The organism is Rhizobium sp. IY2, assembly GCF_047532935.1.
Taxonomy (GTDB): domain Bacteria; phylum Pseudomonadota; class Alphaproteobacteria; order Rhizobiales; family Rhizobiaceae; genus Rhizobium; species Rhizobium anhuiense.
This window is the reverse complement of sequence record NZ_JBLKNU010000005.1, coordinates 290,535-314,051: the sequence shown is the minus strand read 5'-3', so window position 1 is coordinate 314,051 and position 23,517 is coordinate 290,535. Positions and strand designations below refer to the sequence as shown.

Sequence of the window (23,517 nt, the reverse complement as noted above, 5' to 3'; positions counted from 1 at the left end):
GCTTAAGAAAATCCTTCGGCGCCCCGCAGCCCCCGTATTTTCTCGCGCAGAACGGACAGAACGGCGTATTTTGACCATTGTCCGGCAGCTCCTCGAAATCTTCATCGTCGTCAGGGGCGTCGGTCATCGAGGTTTAGGCGGCAACCCTTTGAAATCGCGTTCCAACAACTCAGGTGGAATTTCGATTTCTGTCCAGCGATCACCGTCAAAGGTGTGCACGCCATGCTTCGAGTCGAAATAATACAGGACGTCATCGACAGCCTGGACTTTGAGCGGGTTCGGAATGTTGCGATTGATGCTCGGATCAAGGACGGGCTTCAAAGGTGACAACAGATGCCCGTCGAACCAATGCAAAGCGTAGTCTGAGGCTATCACCATCCGATCCTTGAATTTCGTAATCGAATGCAGCTTTTCATTGTTTCCCTTGAAAGAAACATCCCGAAAGCCATGTTCGGCATTCCCGCACAAAATGACGCCATTACCGCCGACGGCCCAGACCTTCTCTGGGGACTCGATGAAAATGTCCGAAAGCGTAGCTGGCTCTGGATAATACTTCCCCGAGCGCGGTTTGACTATGATCCGCCATTCTTGCCCGTTCCAATGATAAAGACGGCCTTCCAGGACACGGCTTGAGCCCTCCGAGGCTCGTCGAATGGCTGCGGCCTCTTCATTTCGGCCGGCTAGGTAGAGGCGCCCCATCTCCTCCTCTTCTTCGTCCGTTAATTCCCTGTTTGTGCTTGTCGGCGAATAGGTCACATTCATATAGAGATCGCTCTCGGTCCAGCCATTCAGATTGCCGAAAACGAGGTAATCGTATGTTTCTGGTGCTTGCGGCAGCTTTTCCTTGTGGAACCAGGCTATGTCGTTCTCGACCAGACGATAAAGCTGCGAGTGATAGCCGGTTATGAACAGCGCATCCCCAATCAGGGCGATGGAATTGACGTATCCAAGATCGGTCGCATCGTCGGAATAGACGCCAGCGCCGACTATTTTACGATGCGAGGAGTCCTTGCCCATGGGCAGCGTATAAACATCGCCTTCATCGCTGAGAGCATAGATGATCGGCCGTCCATTCTCTCCAATTCTACCGGCAAGATCATCGATCTTACGCGGGACGTCGGAACGGGACCACGGCTGTTCCAACCCACCTTCGTGAACCAGGACGTAGGAATACATATCCTCATAATCCTTGCCGCTGAACACGACGCAGAACGTGTCTTTCCCCAGAGCAAGGGCTCGATCAAGGCGTAGGGGATCGTACGGTTTCATATTTCTTACCTCAATAAGTGCCGGCTTTTAGGACATCGATTACACCTTGTCCGCCCGGCAATCGGGGAGGTCGTAGCGTAGTGCGGCCAGGTTGCCTAAATTTGATATTAACTTGCGCGTCCGCCGCATCCTTTGCCATTTTTTTACATTTCTCGGGCAGCCCCTCGATCCGATCAATCGCCTTGTGTGCCTCATCTCTGATTTTACCAAGCGGAGCCGTTCCCTGAGGGTTATAGTTCTGTCCCAAACTCGCGAGAGCCGGATTGAGCGACTTGTGAACGGCATCGTCGTCCGTTCTGTGCATGCCTGGCGACAGGCAAATAGCCTGTCCCTGATTATAGGTAGGCGAATTGGGAATACGCCCGGCGGTGGACTCTTTTTCTGTCTGCGTTTCCGGAGCCGTGCCCAGACGATATACCATATCCGGAATGATATGATGCGCCTCGCCCGGGCAGATCGTCTCGACATATTTGTAGGGGCCAACAATACATGGCCATTCACCCTCATCGACATCTACCCGGACACCTTGACCAACGGCCGCTTCAAGCCTTTTAGAGTTCAGGACGGCTTCTGTCGCTTCTCGCGCTTCTTGTTTCCTAACTTCTTGCAGCTCCATTTTCAGTTGATTGAGAGCCTCGTCCTCCGTCATCGGCGCGAAGAAATTTCGCTTTATGAAGCTGGTTCCACCAAGATTTTCGGAATAATTTGACAGCGCCTGAAGTTCACGGGGATTGCTTGGATCGACCACTGTACCTTGTTCTTCAAGGCTATTTCGCAAGCGCCAAAGTCTGCTGCCAGCGTAATATTGATTTTGTATCTCTCCGAGAGCAATTGCGGCTCCAGCTAATCCACCGCCCGGAATGGGACGGCCAAAATTACCTTTGCGTCCAAGCGAGGAACCGCTTTTAGGCTGTGTCGCGCCTTGCTCTGCCTGCCGCGCCATGAATTCACGTAACAACCTCTGCCCTTCAGGGGAAGTGGCATCAAACGCAAGCTGTATCGGCTTCTGGGCTGCCAATGATCCCATTATAGGATCGTCATCCGCAGGCGGATCATAGGTCTCAGTCCCACGCACGAAGATCGCTTCGCCCTGCGTATTCCGATTGTTCATCCAGAAGCGGTCGAGATGCCGGATGACGTGCGAACCCTCGGCACGCACCTGGTCGGCATGACCGATCGGCTCACAAATATTTTCAACGGTGCCGGATTTGACCCCCTTTTTCGTTCCCGGCGCATCGCCATGAACGTGGGTCGTACAGGACCGACGGACCATTGCCTTCTTGCCGGTGAAGCGGACAGATGGCGTGTAGTCTTTGTCGTGCCCGCAATAGTCGACGATGGGGTATGGGATGGGAACAACGGAAGAGCCGACTGGCGTCAGGCATACATCCGGCGACAGCGAGACGATCTTTGCCTCGTCAAGATCACGCAAACCTTCACGTGGTTGCTTCGTCGTCCAGGGCGTTGGATAGTCGGGCTCGCCGACGTAGTTATCGCGCGGGATGCTCATACCGCTGCTCCGTCGGGATGAGCATCAGCCACACCCGTGGGCAACAGATGCCTTGTTTTAAAGATCAGGATGCTCAATCCGCTCCCACTCATTCCCATCGAAGCGGAAAATATCCTTCTGACCGACAACCCAAAGAACATCACCGACAGCCCCCGCATAGAAAATGTATTCACCGCGCAGCTTAGGGAGAGCGGGGGAAAACCGGCGCAGATCGGACGTGCCGGGCGCGAGTTCGAACAGGCCGCCCGGGCGAACGCTCGACGGCAATATCAGCTTGCCTCGATAGGGCGTAATCATGTGAAAGAGATTGAGCTGTTGACGCAGATTGACTGGCGTGAACCCGCGTGCATAGCTGCCGTGCAGCAGCACGCCTTCCCGTCCGCAGATCCAGACGCTATCCGCGTGCTCAATGTGGATGCCCGTCAGCGCTGCTTCCTCAAGATAAACCTTCAGCTCATGCAGCTCCGAACCGTCCCAGAAATAGAGGACGGGCCGGGGTCCCTCTGATCCGCATAGATATATCGCATCCTCCGAAAAGCCTTTGATAGCGTTCAGAGAAATGTTTTTGGGCGCTTGCTTCTGAAAGTCCCTCAGCCAGGAAAGGTAGTCCGGATCATCTGTGCGAGGCCTTCCTTCTTTTTTCTTCTGATAGCTGGCCATGTCGAACAGCAATCTATCAGTCAGAAGGCTCCAACTGTCCCGACCGTGTCGCCGATAGATTTGCCCACCCTGTCCGCATGCATAAAGTTTGCCTCCGACCTGGGTAATTGCTGACATTCGTCCATGCCCTTTAGCGTCTGCCACCCAGGTTCCCGCGCCCGCGATCTTTTCGCGAAAGTTTCCTTTCCACCAAGCGTGATAAACATCCCCCTCAGAAGACATATAGGTGAGATAGTCGGTCGTAGCGTCGATTTCCGGATTGCTGAATAAGGTGATGTCCTGCATATGGAAATCGAAGTCGTCATAATACCATTGTTCTCCGATCCGGGCGTCGTGTTCGAAGCGAAAGATGCGGGATTCTGGAGCATAGACGTCAGATCCTGTCATGACGGCATTGATCACGACGACATCATCGGAGCGGGCACAGGCGCGAGTGAATTCTATCATGCTGCTCGCACTCTTAAGGTCTTGCATTTGCACCTCTCTTGGCACCCGTCTGCAACGCATTGAGCGTGTCGCTGGGCAAAGGCGGATACTGTTTGGCTCGCAACAGTTGGTTGGGGTCTCTCCCGGCGAACTCGCCATTGACTGCAGCGATGATCTGCGCGGCACAATCCGGCCGAACGGACGTCATCGCGTCGATAGAGGCATCCTTAACATCATCCAAAGTTGCGGTGAACGGCGGATTGGAATTTCTACCGAGCGCCTCGATCGCCCCATCGGCCAGGTGAGAATCGTTATGTTCGGTTCCCTGCGTCCTTGCCTGCCCGACGACGCACATGCTCTGCCCTTGCCAGAAACCGGGCATATTCGGAATTCGTTTTTCACCGACGATCGCTTCCTTGCGGGTGCCATAGCGCAAGGTCCAATCAGGCACGATATGATGGGCCTGCATGCCGATGCTCTTGCAGATCGGCTCCATCTTTTCGTAGGTGTCGATCCGGCATCTCCGCTTTTCACGCTCCTGCTCCACGCGGACGTTTTCCGGGACGGGCAGTGCTGCAGGCGCCCGGCGCTCACCGATGCGCTCTGCGTTTTTCCGCAACTGCTCGGCGCTGGGCCACGGCGCCTCGAGCAGGTCGGCGAGATCATCGGGATCCATCGTGCGAAAATCGAGCGGCACACCGGCCTTCAACGCCAGAATGTCATTGGCATTGAGGATGGTCGCATTCCCGGAAAACCATTCCCGCATATGCCAGGGCAAATTGCTGATTTCCTGCGCTTGCGTCGACGTAATAGGGACTTGCCCGCGCAAATGGTCCCCGATCGCCCGAGCCATGACACCATCCGGTCCGACATACCATCGTCCCGCCATGTCGCCGAGTTGGTAGCCGGCTTGCGCAAGGCCGAGCAAACCGAGCACCCGGCCCGCTCCTGTCGGCAAAGGGCGTCCGAAGGTTCCGCGGCGTTGATAAACGTTGTCATTCGCGGCGGGAGGAAAAGGTCGGGTCGTTTGCGGCCGCTGTGGCTGCGGCAGCGGCTTGGGCTGGGTTGCCGGTTGCGCATTTCCTGCCGATTGCTGCGGCGCTACCTTGCGAAGAGCGCTCCCCGCATCCGCGTATTGAGCCCCCATTATCAGCGGTTCGGGTGACGTGTCGCTCACGACCTTGCCTTCGTCACTACCCGTCCAGCGCAGTGAGCCGGGAATGGGATCATCGTCTTCAGGCGGCGCGAATGTCTCGGTACCGCGCACAAAATTCGCCTCGCCCTGCGTATTGCGATTGTTCATCCAGAAGCGGTCGAGATGGCGGATGACATGAGATCCCTCGGCTCGAACCTGATCCGCATGCTCGATCGGCTCGCAGATGTCTTCTACCGCGCCTGACTTAACGCCCTTGCGATTGCCCGGAGCGTCGCCATGGACATGCGTGGTGCAGGAGCGCATGACCATGGCTTTCTTGCCAGTGAAGCGGACGGATGGCGTATAGCCCTTGTCGTGCCCACAATAGTCGACGATCGGGTATGGTATGGGAACGACCGAAGAACCTATCGGCGTCAGGCACACATCCGGCGACAGCGAAACGATCCGTGCCTCATCGATATCGCGGAGCCCTTCGCGCGGCTGCTTCGTCGTCCAGGGCGTGGGATAGTCGGGCTCGCCGACATAGTTGTCGCGCGGAATGCTCATGCCGCTGCTCCGTCGGGATGAGCATCATCCGCCGCTTTGATTTGAACCCGCGTCAACGTAAGCGATGTTTGGCCTGCCTCCTGAAGCGGAAAGCGCGTCCGCCAGGTCAGCATAACTCGACCATCGTTCCGCCAGTCGAAATGCACGCCGTCCAGCGAGAGCAGATACCACTCATCGCGCTCCTGGCCGACACATCGGACGCCCAGCGTGATCCCCGGCAGTCGCCCTGTGGCTTGGGCGAAGCTAGGGTGGAGATGATCCAGTTCGTAGTCTTCGTCCCCGCTCAGATAAGGGGCCGCAACGAGATCCGGATGAGCGCATTGCCAGAAGCGTGCATCGAAATCTTCGGGCAGAAGCGGGTGACGCTCGTTGAGCCAGACATCGTCATAGGTCCCGGCATGTTGCTGACGAGATCGCCACCAAGGCGACACCAAGCCCAGTCCCTGAGGCTCGGTGGGCTCGCGCCAGTTCAGCGTCTGTCCCAGCAACGTGATTTGCGGTGCCGCGACGGGCGCTTGATCCCAAGGCATGTCGAGATTGACGATGCCGCAGCCGAGCGGATTGCGCGCTTCGACATCGGCGGGCGTTTCGGTTTGCGGATCGCCCGTACCGGGAATTTGACCGCCATAAGCCTTGCTCCAGCAGATCGGCACCGAAGATGCCGGTTCTGCTTCGCTCAGATGCCAATCCGCCAGCACCCGCTTGGCTTCCCTTGCCGAAAAGCCGGCCCATTTTTCCTTGATGACGGGGCGCCAGAAGCGCGCGCCATGGACTTCAAGCCTTTTGGAGAGCTGTCCGACGCGCAGACCGACCTGCCATGACGATGCTGGAGTGCTGCCCGGCGCATAGGCATTGCCGAGGAAAGTGATGTCGGTGCCGACCTTCTCTGGTGTGAGATCGGTCTGACGCAGGAGAGGGCCGGCATGGGGATCACCTTCATAGGCGTCCTCCCACTGGAAGTCTTCCTGCTCGCGACGTAACCGCAATCTGTCGTTTTGAACATGTTCGAACGTGCCACGAACCGACACGACACAATCCAAGTCCCCATTCGCATCGAACTGCCGAAAGGCCATAGCCGGAAAGGGAAGCCGGTTGATCAGTTCCAAGCGAACCTCCTCAGTTCAGATCGATCGGCTTGCCGCGCATCTGGAAGTGTTCGGTGGCGACGAAGTTGAACGTCTTGCCGAGAATGATCACTTCGCCATTGGCTTTCATGATGAATTTGGAATCGCCACATTCGATGACGAATTCCTCGCCGACGGCGATCTTCTTGAATTTGCCGACGCTCTCCAGCGATGTCTGGCCGACATTGGTCACCTTGCTCACGCCGACCTGCTCGGCACGGGCAATGCCGATCGTGTCCGATTTGAACGAGCCGACAATCGTGTTCATGATGCCGGGCAGCGGAAAAAGGCTGGAGGCCGCGTCGCCGACACCCGTGCCGGAGCCGGCCAATGCCGTGCCCGCATCCGCTCTGGGCGACGGCCCGGACACAACGCCCTCGCGGCTTCCCAGTCCGCCTGCACCGAGGAAACCGAGCGCTGAAGACGCCAGCGTGCCGGCAAAGGCCGCAAGCCCCGGCCCACCGCCGCCTGCAATTTGCCCAGCCTGCGCCAGCAGCCCGGCCGTATGTCCGGAGAGACCGCTGACCGCCCCCATCAGCGCCATGGCCATCGGCCCGGTGCCGCCGACGACGGTGTTCATCGAGCCGCCGACCTCGTGCTTCTGGTTGCCGCCGACTTCGACCGTCCGGTTGGCGCCGATCGCCGAAACCTCGTGCCGGTCGATGCGCTTTGTGCGGTCGTTCAGCACGCGCGTCGTCTGGTCCTTCTGGGCGTGGAAGAACATGTTCTCCTGGCCGGCCTCGTCTTCGAAGGTCATTTCGTTGAAGCCGGTGCCCTTATGGGAGTTCGAGCGCATGACCATGCGGGTCTTGTTGGCCGGCAGGTCGTAAGGAACTGCGTTGCTGGGATTGGGGACCACGCCGGTGACCAGTGGCCGGTCGGGGTCGCCGTCGACGAAGGCGACCATCACCTCCATGCCGATGCGCGGGATGACTTGGGCGCCCCAGGTCCCGCCTCCCCAGACCTGGCTGACGCGCACCCAGCAGGTGTCGGAACCGTCCTTCTTGGCCTTGCGGTCCCAGGGGAACCACAGCTTGATGCGACCGTACTGGTCGGGATGGATCTCCTCGCCGGAGGGGCCGGCGACGATTGCCACTTGCGTGCCCTCTATCCGAGGCCGCTTGGTCTCGCGGTGCGGCGTCATCGCCACCCGTGACGGCACCGCCTCGAATGTGTTCGTGTATTCCGGCTCGTTGCTGTTCGTCTCGTAAGAGCGGTCGACGACGGTATGCACCGCCTTGACCACCACATGCTCCTCATAGGCATGGTCGGGATGGGCGACTTCATAGGGGGTGAAGCGGCGCCCCGCCTCCAGGATGCGGGATGTGGAGCCGCCGAAGACCCGGTCGTGGTCGGCTTCGGAGGCCTGCATCCTGAGTTTTTCCGCCCGCTCCGCCTCAGCGACCGACGAGATGCGGGCCGGGTATTCGTAGAGCTCGCGCTTGGTCGCTTCCGGCATCTGCACCAGCGACGGCGTCATCGTGCCGGGCACCATGCGCGGCGTCTCGAAGTTCCAGTCGGCACCGGCCCGCTGCCCCGGCACATAGGAATAGCGCCGGCTCCACTCGGTGATATGGTTGCGGTCGGCCGAGCCCTGCGCCAGGCGGACCTGCCCCTCGCCCTGCGCCGAGGGCGACGGGCCGAGCCAAGACCGGGCGCTGTCGGCGACATGCAGCTTGTGTTTGCCGTCCTCATGGGAGAACCAGTAGAACAGTCCGTCCTCCTCGAAACGGCGGGTGAGGAAGGCAAGGTCGGTTTCGTTCCACTGCACCGAATAATGCTGCGGCGGTGGTGGCGTGATCACGCCCGTGGTATCGGGCGCCGGGATGCCGTGCTCGGAAAACAGCGTCTCGACGATATCGACCGAGGTCTTGTCCATCCAGATGCGGCAGTCGGAGCGGCGCGACAGCAGCCACATCTGCGGGCGCAGCACCATGGAATAGGATCTGAGGCCGCGGGTGATCGGCGGCCCCTCGTTGAGTTCGGTCACCAGCCCGTTGAACGGCCGGCGCACGCCGCCGCCATCCTCGCCCTGCTGCACCTCGACGGAGACATCCATCAGCCGGCCGATCAACTCCTCCGGCTTGACCGACGGCTTCTTGGCGCGCGCCGACAGCTTGATTTCAAAGAGCGAGGAAATGCCTTCCTCGATCGTCACCCGCTCCGGCAGAAGCTGGTCCTCGCCGAGCGGCGAGACGATCTTCAGAATACGGTTCGCCTGAATGAAATCGGCGGCGAGGGATTGCAAATCGTCCATAACATCACGTTCCGTCTTGGGAGCCGAATTACTGCTGCTGTTGCGGCCGAGGATGGGTCTTGAGGTAATCCACCAGCGCCTGGAAATACTGCCCCAGCATTTCGCTATTGGCCTGATCGGAGACCTGCCTGTAACTTTCGATGAGCGCGTCGCGCTTGGCCTTTCCACCCGGGCTCTCGTAGAAATCCGTCAGCACCGACAGGTCTTCCGGAGACAGGGTGGCGAGCACGAAGGTCAGCCGCGCCCTTTCGTTCGCCCGTGCCATGTCCTTGGGAAGCGGTTTCTCGTTCTCGCTTTTCGAACGCAGCGACGAGATCACGCTCTTCATCTCGGATTGCAGCTTGTCCTGCGGAGCGGACGCCAGTGTCCCGGCATCGGAGCTGGAGAGGGTCTCCAGGGACAGATACATGAGCTGGGCGGTGAAAGCCGTTTCCACGGCAAGATCCGGGCCGGCCATCAGATCGGCAAGCCGATTGATACGCGGCCCCTTGTCCGGGTCGGCAAGATGCGTTTCGATGTCCTTCGCCGCGGTCTGGTCCTGCGCTTCGTACATGCGCGCGACCTTCGCCTGCCCCTCTTCCAAAGCCGCTGCCGCTTTGGCGAAGGCTTTCGGATCGACGGCATCGTCGCCGGCCCCATCGACGGCTTTTGATATTTCGGCCAGCATGCTGTCGGCCTTGAAGGAAGACCGCGCCGCTGTTTCAAGCAGCGGCCGCGCATCGGAAGCCGCCGAAATGCCCCGATCCGCGGCAGCCTTCACGACATTGTCGACAGCGGCGGGCATACCGGAGAGGCGCGACGCCACCTCTTCGATCTGAAGCAGGGACTGATCGGTGGTATCGGATGCACCCACCATGCCGGCCGCACTTGCGGCCATGGCGCAGACGAGAGCGGCCGCAACCAGCGGCCAGCGCATGCGCCCCATCAATCCGTGCGGCTTCAGGAGATCCGTCAACAGCATCGACACCCCTCAGATCATCCTGACGTCGGTGAGCTGCTTGGGCCGCGCGTCGGTGGAAAGTCGGTTGATGATCTGCTCCGCCTTCGCCAGTTGGGCGCTGCCGGTGGGGTCGATCAGCAGCCTTTCGGCAAAATTCTGCTGCGGATAGAAGGACGAATTGCCGGTAAGACGGCTGAGCGTGTCGATGCGGTCCCGCACGACCGATCCGATATTGTCGTATTCGACACGCTGACCGGGCTCGAAAGGCTGGAGCGGCCGGCCGATAAAGCGGGGCGAAGTGGCCTTCGGATAATCCGATGCCGAGGGCAGCTGTGGAATGGCGTTCTTGCTGTATTCGATATCCCGGCCCGCGCCGCCGACGGTGCCGCCGGTGGCCGGCACATAGGTCACCAGCTTGTCGGAATCCAGAACCGCGCTCATGTAGAACAAGAGCTCCATCTTCTGGGACAGCCGGTTTTCGTCGACGCGCCGGCTCTCCGGCGGATTGCAGAACGGCGTCTTGCCGACCAGATCGGCAAGCCTGGATTTGTTGGCCTCGCTGATCGAATTGTCCTGCTGCACGCCCCTGACCAAATCATGCACGCAGATGTGGTTGGTATCGATGAAATCGGCGATCCGCGTCATGAAATTGAGGGCGGTCGGCGCGGAAGCGATCGGCGCGCTGCTCGTCAGCTTTTCCGCAGCGCTGGTCACCTGCTTGTTGGCGAGCTTCTTGGCCTCGTCGAGCACGCCGCCAAGCGCAAACATCACCGGCTTGCTGTTGGCCGCGGCATGCATCAGGTCGAAGGTGCGGTTGAGATTGTTGTTGCAGATCACCCGAAGCGCCGTGCGCCCCGCCAGCACACGCACCGAGGTCGTGGCAAAGGCGGCCATCATGATGCTGCCCGTCAGGACCGAAGCGGAAAACACGAAGAGCTCGGCCAGCATCCGGTCGCGGGCTTCCTGGGCTTTCGTGGTCTTCTGGTAATTGTCGACGGCGAGATCGTAAGCCCGCACATAGGGATTGGCGACATTCGTCTCCCATTGGGATTTGTATTTGGGCAAATCTACAAGAATATCGTTCAAACGCTCAGTTGCAGCCGACACGATCATCTCCATTGTCTAAAGCGCAAGGATGTCTCTCAATTCATCTGCGAAAACAGCCTATTTCAGCGCCCTTCCCTGTGATGGAAAAGGCGCTCGAAACGTCGGCTGCAGTGCCAGCAACAAGGCTGGCACTGCCGATGTTGAGAAGCCTCAGGCGGCCTTGGTGGTCGCGAGATCGTAAGAGGCGATCATCGGCGACTGCGGCGAGTGCTTGTCGTCGTAAGGCGTGTACTTCACTTCCATCTTGGTGAAGTTCAGCTTGATCGTCTCGACCGGGCGGTCACCGTTGGAATCGATCGAGTAGCTGGCGATCAGCGTGTTCTCGAGGGAATACTCGATGTAAGTGTCGCCGGGGTTGCCCGTGGTGACGAGATGGATGACGGAGCGCTTGCCGGTGCGGCCCGAGCAGGCCTCCTGGAAGAGCTTGGTCGACGAGGAGTCGCTGACCTTGGTGAGGATCACTTCCGAAACGGTCGGCTCGGAAGCTTCGCGGTTTGCCGCCGAACCGGCGGAGGTGTTCATGTTGCGGGCGACGTTCCAGTGAATGGCTTCGATGTCCATCCACTTGCGATGCTGCTCGTGGGTCGCATCCCCCTGGATACCGTCGATCTGAAGATAAATCGGCATGCTGTCAGCTCTCCTATTGGCGGTTGAGTGCCTAGTTGCGTCTAAGGCGTAGTTGCCTTTCTTCTCGCTGCTCCCCGAGTGCGCTTGCGGCTCGGGGCTACTTCATCCGACAACCGGTTTTCCCCCGGCGTGTCGAATTCCTGCGGGGCGGCCTCTTCGGCATCGAGGCCGAAACGGTGGCCGTCGTAACCGATGGTGACCCCGTGAATTTTCTTCCCCTGGCCAACGGCATCGAGGAAAAATGTCGAAAGATCAGGCAAGAGGTCGCGGGCAATCATGACCTCGATCGCGCGGGCGCCCACCTCGCTGGCGCGGGCGCGCGAAATCAGCGCGTCGCGGGCTCCCGGCGAGAGTGAAAGCCTGGTCCCGTAGGTGGCCTCGACCCGCTCGCGGATGCGGCCGATCTGGATATCGACGATGCCCGAGAGGGTCTGGTTGCCGAGCGGCATGAAGGGCAGCACGGTCGTACGGCCCAGGAAGGCCGGCTTGAAATGCTTCTGCAATTCCGGCGTCAGCAGCGCTTCGAGCGCGTCGGCCTCGGGCATCGTGTCGGGGTCGGCGGCCAGTGCGGCGATCATCTCCGAACCGGTATTCGCCGTCATGACGATGGTGGTGTTCTTGAAGTCGATGTCCCGGCCTTCGCCGTCGCGCAGGGTTCCCTTGTCGAACACCTGGTAGAAGATTTCCTGAACGCCCGGATGCGCCTTGTCGATCTCGTCGAGCAGCAGCACCCCATAGGGCCTGCGCCTCACCGCCTCGGTGAGCACGCCGCCTTCGCCGTACCCGACATAACCGGGCGGCGAGCCGAGGAGCATGGAAATCTTATGCTCCTCCTTGAATTCGGACATGTTGATGGTCGTGAGGTACCGGCTGCCGCCATACAGCATGTCGGCGAGCGAAAGCGCGGTTTCGGTCTTGCCGGTGCCGGACATGCCGACCAGCAGGAAGACGGCCGGCGGCCGGCGCGGATCGGAAAGCCCGGCGCGGGCCGCCCGCATCGCTGATGCGATGCGCTCGATCGCCGCGTCCTGGCCAAGCACTCGCTCCTTCAGGCGGGCATCGAGCGTCTTGACGGTCTCGATCTGGTCCGACAGCAGCTTGCCGACCGGAATGCCGGTCCAGCGAGCGACGACGGCGGCAACGATTTCCTTGTCGACGACGCGCGGTAGCAGCGGCGTTTGATCCACGACTGCCGCCAGGCTGCGTTCCGTGACGGCAAGTGCGGCGCGTGCGCTTTCCGCGGTCATGGCTTGCGATGGGAAAGGCGCGACATTCGTGCCGTCGCCCGTCTTGTCGGCCGGCGCCAGCGGGACGACGGCGTCGTCGGGCGAGAAGAACTCCTCCAGCCGGTCCGCTTCCCGGACGAGCCGGTTTTCTTCGTCGAATTTCGACTGGAGCGTCTCGATCTCCAGAACGATCTGCTTCTGCTTGCCGGCGATCTCCTCAAGCCGGGCGCGCTTTTCCGACGTCTCCGGTTCGCGTGCGAGCCAGTTCGCCTCGGTTTCCAGAAGATCGCGCTCGTCGGCGAGCAACTTCAGCGCCTCCGGCGTCGTCTGGCGCGCCAGCGCCACCGCAGCAGCGGCCGTGTCGATCAGGCTGATCGCCTTGTCGGGAAGCTGCCGGTCCGGCAGATATCGCGCCGAAAGCCGGACGGCGGCGATGATCGCCTCGTCGCGGATGCGGACCTTGTGATGGGTTTTCAGGCCTTCCGCCACGCCGCGCAGCATGCGGATTGCGGCTTCTTCGTCCGGCTCGCGGACATGCACGGTCTGAAAGCGGCGGGTGAGCGCGGCATCCTTTTCGATGAAGCGCTTGTATTCGCCCCAGGTCGTCGCCGCGATCGTCCGCAGTTCTCCCCGCGCCAAAGCGGGCTTCAGGATATTGGCGGCATCACCTTGCCCCGCCTGTCCGCCGGCGCCGATCAGCCCATGCGCCTCGTCTATGAACAGGATGATCGGCTCGGGCGAGGTCTTCACCGCATCGACCACACCATGCAAGCGCCGTTCGAACTCGCCTTTGACGCCGGCGCCAGCCTGCAGCTGGCTCAGGTCCAGCAGCAGCAGCTTCACGTCCTTCAGCCGCGCGGGCACGTTGCCGGCGGCGATCTCCAGGGCAAGCGCTTCGGCCACCGCGGTCTTGCCGACTCCCGCCTCGCCGACCAGGATCGGATTGTTCTGGCGCCGGCGCATCAGGATATCGATCAACTGCCGCAATTCGCCATCACGGCCGATGACCGGGTCGATCCGGCCGGCGCGGGCATCCGCCGTCATGTCGTGGGTGTAGAGCCGCAGGAATTCATTGTCCCCAGAGAGGTTCGGAGACGGGGTGGCGGGCATGGAAAGCTGCTCGGACGAACCGGACGACGCTTTCTCCAGCAACCTGTCGAGCGTCGCCCTGTCGAGATTGCGCATCGATGGGGCAATGCCCCGCATCACGGCCCGCAATGCCGAATCATTGATCAGCGCGGCCAGCAGATCGGCCAGCAGCACGACATTCCGCCCGCATTGCAGCGATGCAACCAGAAAGGATTCCCTCCCAAGGGCAAGCAGGTTCGGAGAGAGCGCGAGCGAGGCGCCATCCTCCCGCGGCATGTCGGCGATCGCCGCGTCGAGCTCTGTCCTCAGCATTTCGGAGGAGAGCTTGAGCTCTTCGAAAACGGCAGAAAATCCTGCGATATCAAGAAGGGAGCGAAGCCAGTGGGCGATATCGACGACGGCGTGCTGATGCCGCACGGCAAGCGAAGCCGCTGTCTCAAGACCGACACGTAAATTGGGCTCAAGCGTTCTTATCAGACGATTGAGATCGATATGGGACATCCACCAGTCCTGTGTTTACGTCGAAATTCAGTATGCTCTCCTAACGCGAAGAAACAACTAGGGCGCTCATAAACCCTTGTCCAGAAGAAAAACGACTCTATTTTGAAAAACGAGCATATCGAAAGTCGTCATAAATCCGTCATCATCCTTCGATGGTTGACAAGCCAATATGAGCCGCCCAAAATGACCGTTCTTCGCAGTATGCTCTGCTTTTTGAGGAATTTAACCGCGTGAACGTTCGTGAAATTATAGATCCATTTGAACAAAATCATCCGTGCGGAGAAAACGTGCGGATTAATACTTCATCACGTGAAATATACTATAGAATTAAGGACGCGAGAAACGCCGCGCGTACAGCCGAACGTAGTATTTCTCCAGGCGACACTATTGCGCTTGCACCTGCCTGGCATGATGTTAGCAATCTTGGATTGCAGATCCTTTCTTCCAGAAGCAAGGACATCGAAGTATTGGCCTGGCTGGCGGAAGCGCAGTTGCGGCTGCGCGGCTTCTCAGGATTGCATGACGTTTACGTCGCAACCGTGTCGCTTTTAGACAAGTATTTCGACGCTTTGCATTCGATCGGAGACGGCGATATCGAGGAACGGTTCGCGCCCTTCGCGGGCCTGAACGGCGTCGGCGGCGAAGGAACGCTGATCCAGGCTATTCGTTTGACATCGTTGATCCCCGGCGGAAAGTTCGCCCAGTTTTCGCTTTGGGATTTTCAGCTTGCACAGCGGCCGAACGAAGCCGAACGGCGCAAGGAATTGCAGCAGGCGGCGGCAGAAGCCGGTGTCGCTCAGATGTCAGCCCATCTCGGCGTGCTGACCGAGTGCATCGCCGCTTTCGATCGCATGGTCGAAATACTTGACAGACACTGCGGCGACCAGGCGCCACCGAGTTCGAATACACGCAATGTTTTGCAGGAGGCCGCTTCTGCAATCCGGATGCTCGCCGGGATCGAAGAGCCGCTCACCGCTCCTGAAGCCCTTGTCCCGCAGGGATCCGAGCCGTTGCAGGCAAGCAATGGCACCGAAGCCGAGGCCATTCGCATGCCACCCGTCAGCGCCGAGACGATTCGTTCGCGGGAAGAGGCCCTCGAACTTCTGATCGCCGTTGCCCGCTATTTCCGCCGTACCGAGCCCCATTCACCGATCTCCATGTCGATCGAGACGCTGGTGCGTCGCGGCCGGATGGACTTTTTCGAGCTTCTTGCCGAACTGCTGCCCGAACAACACACCCGCAACGCGGTGCTGACGGCAGCCGGCATCCAGCCCGTCACCGACAAGGGAGGCTAGCGGCAGGCCGCAGCATCTCAATTGACAATCCGCCGATGAGACGAAGGAGAATCTCGATGGCAAGTGTGCATGAAAAACTGGAACGGGTTCGCAAGCCGCGGGTCCACATCAAATACGAAGTCGAAACCGAAGGCGCGATGGTGGTGAAGGAACTGCCTTTCGTCGTCGGCGTGCTCGGCGACTTCTCCGGCAATCCCACGCAGGCGCTCAAGCCTTTCGGCGAGCGCAAATTCGTGCAGATCGACCGCGACAACTTCGATGACGTCATGCGCCGCATGACGCCGGGCCTCACCCTGTCGGTCGAGAACACCCTCGAGAAAGATGGAACCGAGATTCCGGTTTCGCTGAAATTCGAAAGCATGGCCGATTTCGAACCCGGCTCTGTCGTCGATCAGGTACCGGCGCTGAAGGCCCTGCTCAACGCCCGCAACCAGCTGCGCGACCTGATGAGCAAGGCGGACCGCTCCGAGGAACTCGAGCGCCTGCTCGAGGATATCCTGCAGAACAAGGCCGATCTCTCGCAGCTGGTGGCCCAGCTTGGCGGCGGCAAAGCCGAAGAGGCGAAGGACGTGTTGAACTGAGTGCCTGGGATCGCGGACCGATAGCGGCCCGCGCGCTCAATTCCTGAAAAGTCGTTGTCCGGCAGCCGCCCCTCTCGAAGGGAACCCCTCATGCTTCGAGGGCCGCCGCTTTCGCAAAAAGGATCGATAGATGACCGCAGAAACGCAATTGCAAACAAAGGAAGAAGCCGGGTTCGCGCCTGATGAGAACCTGCTCTCGAAGGTCGTTGCGGCAACCCGCCAGACCGAGCCCGACCGTGCCCAGGACCTTCTGCGCACGCTGACCGATCAAGCCCTGAAGGGTACGGTCAGCTATGATCGCAACCTGACGATCACACTGAACAATGCCATTGCCGAGATCGACAAGGCGATTTCAAGCCAGCTCGCGGCCATCATGCAGTCGCCCGAGTTCACCAAACTCGAAGGCGCCTGGCGCGGCTTGAATTATCTCGTCAAGAACACCGAGACCAGCGCCAATCTGAAGATCCGCGTGCTCAACGCATCCAAGCGCGATGTCGCCAAGGATCTGGCAAAGGCCGTCGAGTTCGACCAGTCGCGGCTCTTCAAGTCGGTCTATGAAGACGAGTTCGGCACACCCGGCGGCGAACCGATGGGCGCGCTGATCGGCGACTACGAATTCGACAATTCCTTCGACGACGTCCAGCTTCTGCAGGGCGTCTCGATGATCGCCGCAGCCGCTTTCGCGCCGTTCATCTCGGCCGCCAGCCCGCGCATGTTCGGCTTCGAGGATTTCCGCGAACTGGCCAAACCCCGCGATCTCGAGAAGATCTTCGAGACGGTGGAGTACGCCAAGTGGCGCAGCCTGCGCGACAGCGACGATTCACGCTTCGTGACGCTCGCCATGCCGCGCGTGCTCGCCCGCATGCCCTACGGTCCGAAGACCAGTCCGATCGAAGAGTTCAATTTCGACGAAACCGGCGGCTCCAAGACCGGCGAACTGTCGCACGATTCCTACTGCTGGATGAACGCAGCCTATGTGATGGGCACGCGTCTGACCGAAGCCTTCGCCAAGAACGGCTGGTGCACCGCCATCCGAGGGGCGGAAAACGGCGGCAAGGTCGAAGGGTTGCCGATGCATATCTTCTCGAGCGACGACGGCGACCTGGACCTGAAATGCCCGACGGAAGTCGGCATCACCGACCGCCGCGACGCCGAGCTCGGCAAGCTCGGCTTCCTGCCGCTCTGCCACTACAAGAATACGGACTATGCCGTGTTCTTCGGGGCGCAGACCGCGCATAAGCCGAAGCTCTACGACCGGCCCGAAGCAACAGCCAATGCCGCCGTTTCAGCCCGTCTGCCCTATATGATGGCGACCTCGCGCTTTGCCCATTATCTCAAAGTGATGGGCCGCGATAAGATCGGCTCCTTCATGGAGGCGGAAGATTGCGAGGCCTGGCTCAATCGCTGGATCTCCAACTATGTCAATGCCAATGACGACGCCGGCGAGGAATCGCGGGCGAAATATCCGCTGCGCGAGGCAAAGGTCACCGTACAGGAGATCCCCGGCAGGCCGGGCGCTTACAATGCCGTGGCCTGGATGCGTCCGTGGTTGCAGATGGAGGAATTGACCACCTCGCTGCGCATGGTCGCCCGGATTCCCTCGAAGAACTGATGAAAGCAGGGTCAGGTGTGGTGGGTTCGCCGCCGCGCCTGACCCTTGCGTTCGAACATCTGTGTCAGGTTGACGATGGGTTCCAGCACTGAATGGCGGCGCCGGGCGGATCAGCTGATTACGCTGATCGACGAAGCGCTGAACAGGCAAGTCAATGCCATCCTCCACCATCCCGATTTTCAGGCGATGGAGGCGAGATGGCGAGGCCTTGCCATGCTCGTGCGCGAGGCAAGCCGCAGCGGCGAGGTGAAGGTCAAGCTTCTCAGCGTCAGCTGGAGCGAGCTCGCGCGAAGCATGGAGCGTGCCAGCGATTTCGACCAAAGCCATCTCTTTGAACTGATCTATAGCCGCGAGTTCGGCATGGCGGGCGGCGAGCCCTTCGGCCTGCTGGTCGGCGACTATCATCTTTCTCCCGCCGACCCGGCCGGTGGCGATCCGGTCGGCACGCTGTCGCAGATCGGCATGGTGGCGGCGGCCGCCTTCTGCCCCTTTATTGCGGGTGCAGCGCCGCAGGCGATCGGGCTTGAAGACTTTCACGAGCTGAACCGGGTCAACGACTTTTCCTGGCTTGCCTATGAGACGGCCCGCATCCGCTGGAACGGTCTGCGTGCACGGGAGGATTCGCGTTTCCTCGGGCTTGTCGCGCCGCGCATCCTGATGCGCTCGCCGCTGACGCCTCATGCGCGCGATCGCAACGACGGCTTTCCCTTCCGCGAAAGCATCGCCGCCGACGGCAGTTCGCTTCTTTGGGGCAATGCCGCTTTCGCCTTTGCCACTGTCGTCATCCGAAATTTCATCGTCTCAGGCTGGTTCGCGGATATCCGCGGCGTCACGCAGGATGCTGTCGACGGCGGCCTGCTGAGTGCAGCCGACCTGCCGCCTTATGATTTTGGCACCGAAAGCAACGGACTATCAGCCCAGCCGCCGGTGGAAATCCAACTGACCAGCGGCCAGGAGCAGCAGCTTTGCGATCTCGGCATCATCCCCGCCGCCACCACCTATCTCTCCGCTTCGGCGATTTTCAATTCCAATCAGTCGCTGCATGCGCCGCCGCACTATTCCAACGAACATGCCCGCCAGAACGCCCGCCTCGCCGCCATGCTGCAGTATGTGCTCTGCGCGTCGCGCTTCTCGCATTATCTCAAGGTCATCATGCGCGACGAAATCGGCCAGCTTTCGGATGCGATCTCGATCGAGCGGAAGCTGGCGGACTGGCTGACCGCCTATACGCTCGGCAATGACGATGCCGACATCGCGTTGCGCACCCGCTTTCCCCTGCGCTCGGCCGGCATCAGCGTCGCCGAGATTCCGGGCAAGCCCGGCAGCTTCTCCTGCACCATCCGGCTGCAGCCGCATTTCCAGCTCGATGACGTTGCCACCAGCTTCCATCTCGTCGCCGAGACCGCGACCACCGGCCAGACCCCGAGCCGCCCCATTGCCATACCCGAGAGGATGTCCGCATGACGCTTTCCGCCAGCATCGCCCAATCGCTCAGCGACGACGCCCTCGATGACGCGATCGAGGAGGTCAAGGCGCATCTGAAGATCAAGCCCTCGGATCAGGAGGCGCGGCATCTCTATATCGATCTTCTCGTGCTTGCCGGGGATTATCAGCGTGCGGACAATCAGTGCAGCCTTGCGGCCACCCTCTCTCCCGACGCGACGATGGGCTTCGCCTTGCTGCGTAATGAGCTTCGGGCAATGGCGGCGCGTGACGCCTGGTTTACGAGCAGCGCCCTGCCGGAATTTCCGCAGGGGCCGAGCGAGCTCGACAAGCTCGCCGTCCGCCTCGGCATCGCCCATCGCGGCGGGGATGCGGATGAGGCGAGGACCGCGCTCGCTGCGCTCGAGAACCTGAGGGGCGAGCGCCCACTGATCTGGAACGGCAGGGCGGTCTCTGATTTCCGCGATCTCGACGACCGCACGCCGCACGCTCTCGAAGTCATCATGACCGGCGGCGCCTATCTCTGGATCGATTTCGCCAAGATCGCAGCTCTGTCGATAGAGCCAATTGCCCGTCCGCGGGATCTCGCCTTCCGCCGCGCCGAGCTCTCGCTGATCGACGGCGCGGCCGCGTCGGTGCTTCTGCCTGCGGTTTATCATGGCACCGGCAAGGATGCGACGCTCAGGCTTGGCCGTGAGACCGAATGGATCGAGGAACCCACGGGCATCACCACCGGCCGCGGCCAGCGCTGCTACCTCGCCGGCGACGAACTGGTTTCCATCCATGACACCCAAAGTCTGGAGATCGTGCCGGCAACGGCTGCCGGCAGGCAGGTTGCGCATGGCTGATCCGCTCGAACGCTACCGACTGCGCGACCGCGTCCTTGCCCGCTCGATCCTCGACAGGTTGATCGACGAGGCTCCGGATCGCGCCGTCGATCCGCCGATGAGCCTCGTCGATCAGGTCCGCGACGTCAGGGAGGCGATCCGCCGCGATCTCGAAGCGCTGCTCAACACGCGGCGCTGCCCGACCACGCCGCCGACGGCACTTTCCGAACTCAAGGACGCCCTGGTGAGCTATGGCGTCGACGGCGGCGTCTCGGCAAATCTGATGACCGACCAGGCCAAGCTCAAGCTGGCGCAAGCGATCGAGCGGCGGATCGCGCTTTTCGAAACGCGCCTTTCCGATGTCAGGGTGACGATCCTGAAAAGCCGGACGATGACCGAACGAGCGCTGCGCATGCGCATCCAGGCGACCTTCCGTCTGCATGAAGGCATGCCGCCGATCAGCTTCGAGTCGACCATCGATCCCTCGACCCAGCGCTTCCTCGTGGAGGCGGCGCATGGCTGAAGGTTTTCTGCACCGTTACAATGAGGAGTTGCTGGCGCTGCGCCGCCGGGCCGCACGTTTTGCCGATGCCTTCCCGAAGATCGCCGGCCGCCTGCGCATGACGGGAGACGTCGCCGACGACCCGCATGTGGAGCGCCTGATCCAGAGTTTCGCCTATTCGGCCGCCCGGGTCCGCCAGAAGCTGGACGACGAGTTTCCCGAACTGACCGACAGCCTGCTCGAAACGCTCTATCCCCACTACCTCTCGCCGCTGCCCTCGATGAGCATCGTCAGGTTCCGACCGAGCGATACGCTCGCCTCGGTCCAGACAGTGCCGCGTCATACGGAAATCCTGGCCGAGCCAGTGCGAGGGGAGGCCTGCCGTTTCCGCACCACGCAGGATGTCGAGATGGCGCCGATCGAGATCACCGGTGCAGCACTTTCCGGCCAGCCGATCAATGCGCCGCTTTCGCCCTATGTCGGCGTTGCCGGCTGCCTCAGGCTCTCCATCCGCAGCCTCGATGCCCGAAAGCCCCTCGGCAGCCTCGGCGTGAACCGGCTGCGCCTGCACATTCCCTCCCCCTGGCAGCAGGCGGTGGCGATCTACGAACTGCTTGCCAATCACACGCTCGGCATTGCGCTCGCCAAACATGCGGACGACCGGTCGCCGGTATTCCTGCCGGCGGGGAATCTCAAACCGGTCGGCTTCGAGCCCGAAGAGGCCATGCTGCCCTATCCGGCGCCGAGCTTTGTCGGCTACCGGCTGCTGACCGAATTTTTCGCTCTGCCACGGAAGTTTCTGTTTCTCGACATCGAGGGGCTCGATGCCTGGCGCGGCGAGACGCTGGAGCTCTTCGTCTACCTGAGGGACAGCGACGCCAAGCTCGAGCGAGCGGTGTCGGTCCGCGACTTCGCGCTCAATGCGACGCCTGTCGTCAACCTCTTCCGCCAGGTCTGCGAGCCGATTGCCATCGACGGCACCCGCACCGAATACCGTCTCCTGCCGGACGCGCGGCGCCAGAAGACCCGCGAGATCTATTCGATCGATCGCGTTCTCCTGACCGGATCGCGCGGCCAGGAGGAATTCTGCCAGCCGTTCTTCGGACGCTCCCAACGGGCAGGCGCGAGCCCGACCTACTGGCAGGCCTATCGCCGTTTCGACGAAGACGACAGGACCAGCGACATGGACATCGCCTTCGTCGATCGCCAGCGCCGCTCCGCCGGTCCCGTCGATGCGGTCGCGAGCGTCGATACGCTCTGCCTCAATCGCGACCTGCCGGAACAGCTCCCCTTCGGCGGCGGCCATCCTTTCCTGCAGCTCGCCTCCGGCCATGAAGCGGTCGCAAGTGTCGAAGCGCTGATCCCGCCGACGCCGTCGGTCAGGATGAACGATCAGGAGGGCCGAAACTGGCGGCTGATGTCGCATCTCATTCTCAATCACCTGTCGCTCTTCGACAATGACGGCGCGGCGCTGAAGGACATCCTGTCGCTCTACGCCTTCCGGGACAGTCCCGAGACCAAGCAGTTCGGCGATGCGCTCGTCCGGATCAAGGCGGGCAACTCGACCGCCCGTCTCGGCAGCGGCGGCATGGTGCCCGGTACCGAGATCGCGCTCGAATTCGATCCGGCCGCCATCGACCGGCCCTCGGCCTTCCTGTTCGGCAGCGTGCTCGACCGTTTCTTCAGTCTCTATACCTCGGTCAACAGCTTCACCCGGCTGACCATCGGGATGAAGGGGCAGTCGAGGCCGATCGCCCGATGGCCGGCACGCGCCGCCGAACGCCCGCTGCTCTGAGGAAGGATCGCTCTCAAATCATGGATCTCCCCGTCGCCCGCCAACCAGACGCCCTTGCCGATCTGCTCGAACGCGACCCCGGCCGCTTCGAGCCGGTGACGGCTTTCCGTGTTGCGCAGGCTTCGGTGGAGGAAGGGCGGCTCGATGTCGCCGCCCATGTCGGCGTCTCGCCGGCGCCGCTTGCGGTCAGCGGATACAGCCGCAAGGCCGGCCGGGCCGTCATCCGCAGCGCGCTTGCCGGTCTCGTCGGCGCGCTCGGCTCGATGCCGTCGGCCTATAACGAACTTGTCATGCGCGAGGAGCGCAACAGGTCACGGGCGCTGGCCGGCTTTTTCGACCTGTTCGGTGCGCGGATGGCGGAACTCTTCACCGACGCCTGCGAGAAATACCGCATCGCCCGGCGGCTGCGCTGGGGCGGCACGTGGGCAAACAACGCCTTCGTCACCACGCTCCTGTCGCTCACCGGTTTCGGCACCAAGCGTCTCGTCGAAAAGAGCGGCGTCGACGAAGAGCTGATCCTGCGTTTCTCCGGCTTTTTCGCCGCGCGCAACCGCAATGCTTCCAATCTGCGCGCCATGCTGCGCGAATTCAGCGGCCTGCCGGTGGAGATCGAATTGTTCCGCGGCCGCTGGCTGACCATCCCGGTGGAGGAGCGCAGCCGCATGGGCCAGCCGCAGGGCGTCCAGCTTGGGATCAATGCGACGGCGGGTGCAGCCATCCACGATTTCAGCGGCGGCTTTCGCATCGTCATCGGTCCGCTCGGCTATGCCGATTACCTGCAGCTCGCGCCGGGCGGCCGCGCCATCACCGAGCTCTTCGCCCTGACGCGGCTCTATGTCGGCGCCGCACTCGAATTCGACATACAGGCCATCCTGAAAAAGGAGGACGTCCCCTTCTGCCAGCTCGGACAGGTAGGCGATCCGCCGCGCTTGGGCTGGAACAGCTGGGCGAGGGTCGCGCCGGCGGCAAAGGACAGCGGCGATGCGGTGATCGTCGAGCGCCTGTCGGTCCAGGCGCGGTGAGG

Annotated in this window: 18 protein-coding genes; 8 read left to right on the top strand and 10 right to left on the bottom strand. The window is 61.3% G+C overall.

Annotation, left to right across the window (positions count from 1 at the left end):
* Positions 1-123: 123 nt before the first annotated feature.
* From ACMUVN_RS19240 to tssH, 10 genes are all read right to left on the bottom strand, one after another.
* Positions 124-1,269: a hypothetical protein gene (locus ACMUVN_RS19240; protein ID WP_132574939.1), complete on the bottom strand. Its 1,146-nt coding sequence runs from the start codon at positions 1,267-1,269 to the stop codon at positions 124-126.
* Positions 1,270-1,279: 10 nt separating this feature from the next.
* Complete coding sequence (locus ACMUVN_RS19235) at positions 1,280-2,779, bottom strand: DUF4150 domain-containing protein (protein WP_132574937.1); 1,500 nt, start codon at positions 2,777-2,779, stop codon at positions 1,280-1,282.
* A 57-nt stretch (positions 2,780-2,836) separates the two neighbouring features.
* Entirely contained in the window at positions 2,837-3,886 is a 1,050-nt protein-coding gene (locus ACMUVN_RS19230) for a hypothetical protein (RefSeq protein ID WP_132574935.1), read from the bottom strand.
* 13 nt (positions 3,887-3,899) lie between these two features.
* The gene (locus ACMUVN_RS19225; RefSeq protein ID WP_254962490.1) at positions 3,900-5,567 is read right to left on the bottom strand and encodes a DUF4150 domain-containing protein; all 1,668 of its coding nucleotides are present in this window, start codon (positions 5,565-5,567) and stop codon (positions 3,900-3,902) included.
* The gene (locus ACMUVN_RS19220; protein ID WP_132574931.1) at positions 5,564-6,673 is read right to left on the bottom strand and encodes a DUF2169 domain-containing protein; all 1,110 of its coding nucleotides are present in this window, start codon (positions 6,671-6,673) and stop codon (positions 5,564-5,566) included. The genes ACMUVN_RS19225 and ACMUVN_RS19220 overlap by 4 nt, the downstream gene beginning before the upstream one ends.
* 10 nt (positions 6,674-6,683) lie before the next feature.
* The gene (gene tssI / locus ACMUVN_RS19215; protein ID WP_132574929.1) at positions 6,684-8,948 is read right to left on the bottom strand and encodes a type VI secretion system tip protein TssI/VgrG; all 2,265 of its coding nucleotides are present in this window, start codon (positions 8,946-8,948) and stop codon (positions 6,684-6,686) included.
* A 28-nt stretch (positions 8,949-8,976) separates the two neighbouring features.
* Complete coding sequence (locus ACMUVN_RS19210; RefSeq protein WP_414815383.1) at positions 8,977-9,909, bottom strand: hypothetical protein; 933 nt, start codon at positions 9,907-9,909, stop codon at positions 8,977-8,979.
* Positions 9,910-9,918: 9 nt separating this feature from the next.
* The gene (locus ACMUVN_RS19205; RefSeq protein ID WP_414815382.1) at positions 9,919-11,001 is read right to left on the bottom strand and encodes a hypothetical protein; all 1,083 of its coding nucleotides are present in this window, start codon (positions 10,999-11,001) and stop codon (positions 9,919-9,921) included.
* A 144-nt stretch (positions 11,002-11,145) separates the two neighbouring features.
* Positions 11,146-11,622: an Hcp family type VI secretion system effector gene (locus tag ACMUVN_RS19200; protein ID WP_003575677.1), complete on the bottom strand. Its 477-nt coding sequence runs from the start codon at positions 11,620-11,622 to the stop codon at positions 11,146-11,148.
* Positions 11,623-11,663: 41 nt separating this feature from the next.
* Positions 11,664-14,438: a type VI secretion system ATPase TssH gene (gene tssH / locus ACMUVN_RS19195; RefSeq protein WP_132574925.1), complete on the bottom strand. Its 2,775-nt coding sequence runs from the start codon at positions 14,436-14,438 to the stop codon at positions 11,664-11,666.
* Positions 14,439-14,668: 230 nt separating this feature from the next.
* On the opposite strand from tssH, the gene tssA reads away from it, so the two are divergent.
* The 8 genes from tssA (at position 14,669) to tssG (ending at position 23,515) form a co-directional block, all read left to right on the top strand.
* The gene (tssA, locus tag ACMUVN_RS19190; protein WP_132574923.1) at positions 14,669-15,733 is read left to right on the top strand and encodes a type VI secretion system protein TssA; all 1,065 of its coding nucleotides are present in this window, start codon (positions 14,669-14,671) and stop codon (positions 15,731-15,733) included.
* Positions 15,734-15,789: 56 nt separating this feature from the next.
* Complete coding sequence (gene tssB, locus ACMUVN_RS19185; protein WP_047616886.1) at positions 15,790-16,314, top strand: type VI secretion system contractile sheath small subunit; 525 nt, start codon at positions 15,790-15,792, stop codon at positions 16,312-16,314.
* A 130-nt stretch (positions 16,315-16,444) separates the two neighbouring features.
* Positions 16,445-17,926 (top strand): type VI secretion system contractile sheath large subunit, encoded by a 1,482-nt coding sequence (gene tssC / locus ACMUVN_RS19180; RefSeq protein WP_047616887.1) that lies wholly within the window; start codon positions 16,445-16,447, stop codon positions 17,924-17,926.
* A 75-nt stretch (positions 17,927-18,001) separates the two neighbouring features.
* The gene (tssC, locus tag ACMUVN_RS19175) at positions 18,002-19,390 is read left to right on the top strand and encodes a type VI secretion system contractile sheath large subunit (protein WP_132574921.1); all 1,389 of its coding nucleotides are present in this window, start codon (positions 18,002-18,004) and stop codon (positions 19,388-19,390) included.
* Positions 19,387-20,217, top strand: coding sequence for a type VI secretion system accessory protein TagJ (locus ACMUVN_RS19170; protein WP_047616891.1), 831 nt, complete (start codon positions 19,387-19,389; stop codon positions 20,215-20,217). The genes tssC (ACMUVN_RS19175) and ACMUVN_RS19170 overlap by 4 nt, the downstream gene beginning before the upstream one ends.
* On the top strand, positions 20,210-20,719 hold the full coding sequence (gene tssE, locus ACMUVN_RS19165) for a type VI secretion system baseplate subunit TssE (RefSeq protein WP_132574919.1): 510 nt from the start codon (positions 20,210-20,212) through the stop codon (positions 20,717-20,719). The genes ACMUVN_RS19170 and tssE overlap by 8 nt, the downstream gene beginning before the upstream one ends.
* Positions 20,712-22,493, top strand: a complete 1,782-nt coding sequence (tssF, locus tag ACMUVN_RS19160) for a type VI secretion system baseplate subunit TssF (protein WP_047616895.1) — start codon at positions 20,712-20,714, stop codon at positions 22,491-22,493. Before tssE ends, tssF begins: the two co-directional genes overlap by 8 nt.
* 20 nt (positions 22,494-22,513) lie before the next feature.
* Positions 22,514-23,515 (top strand): type VI secretion system baseplate subunit TssG, encoded by a 1,002-nt coding sequence (gene tssG / locus ACMUVN_RS19155; protein WP_097543427.1) that lies wholly within the window; start codon positions 22,514-22,516, stop codon positions 23,513-23,515.
* The last annotated feature ends 2 nt before the right edge of the window (positions 23,516-23,517 follow it).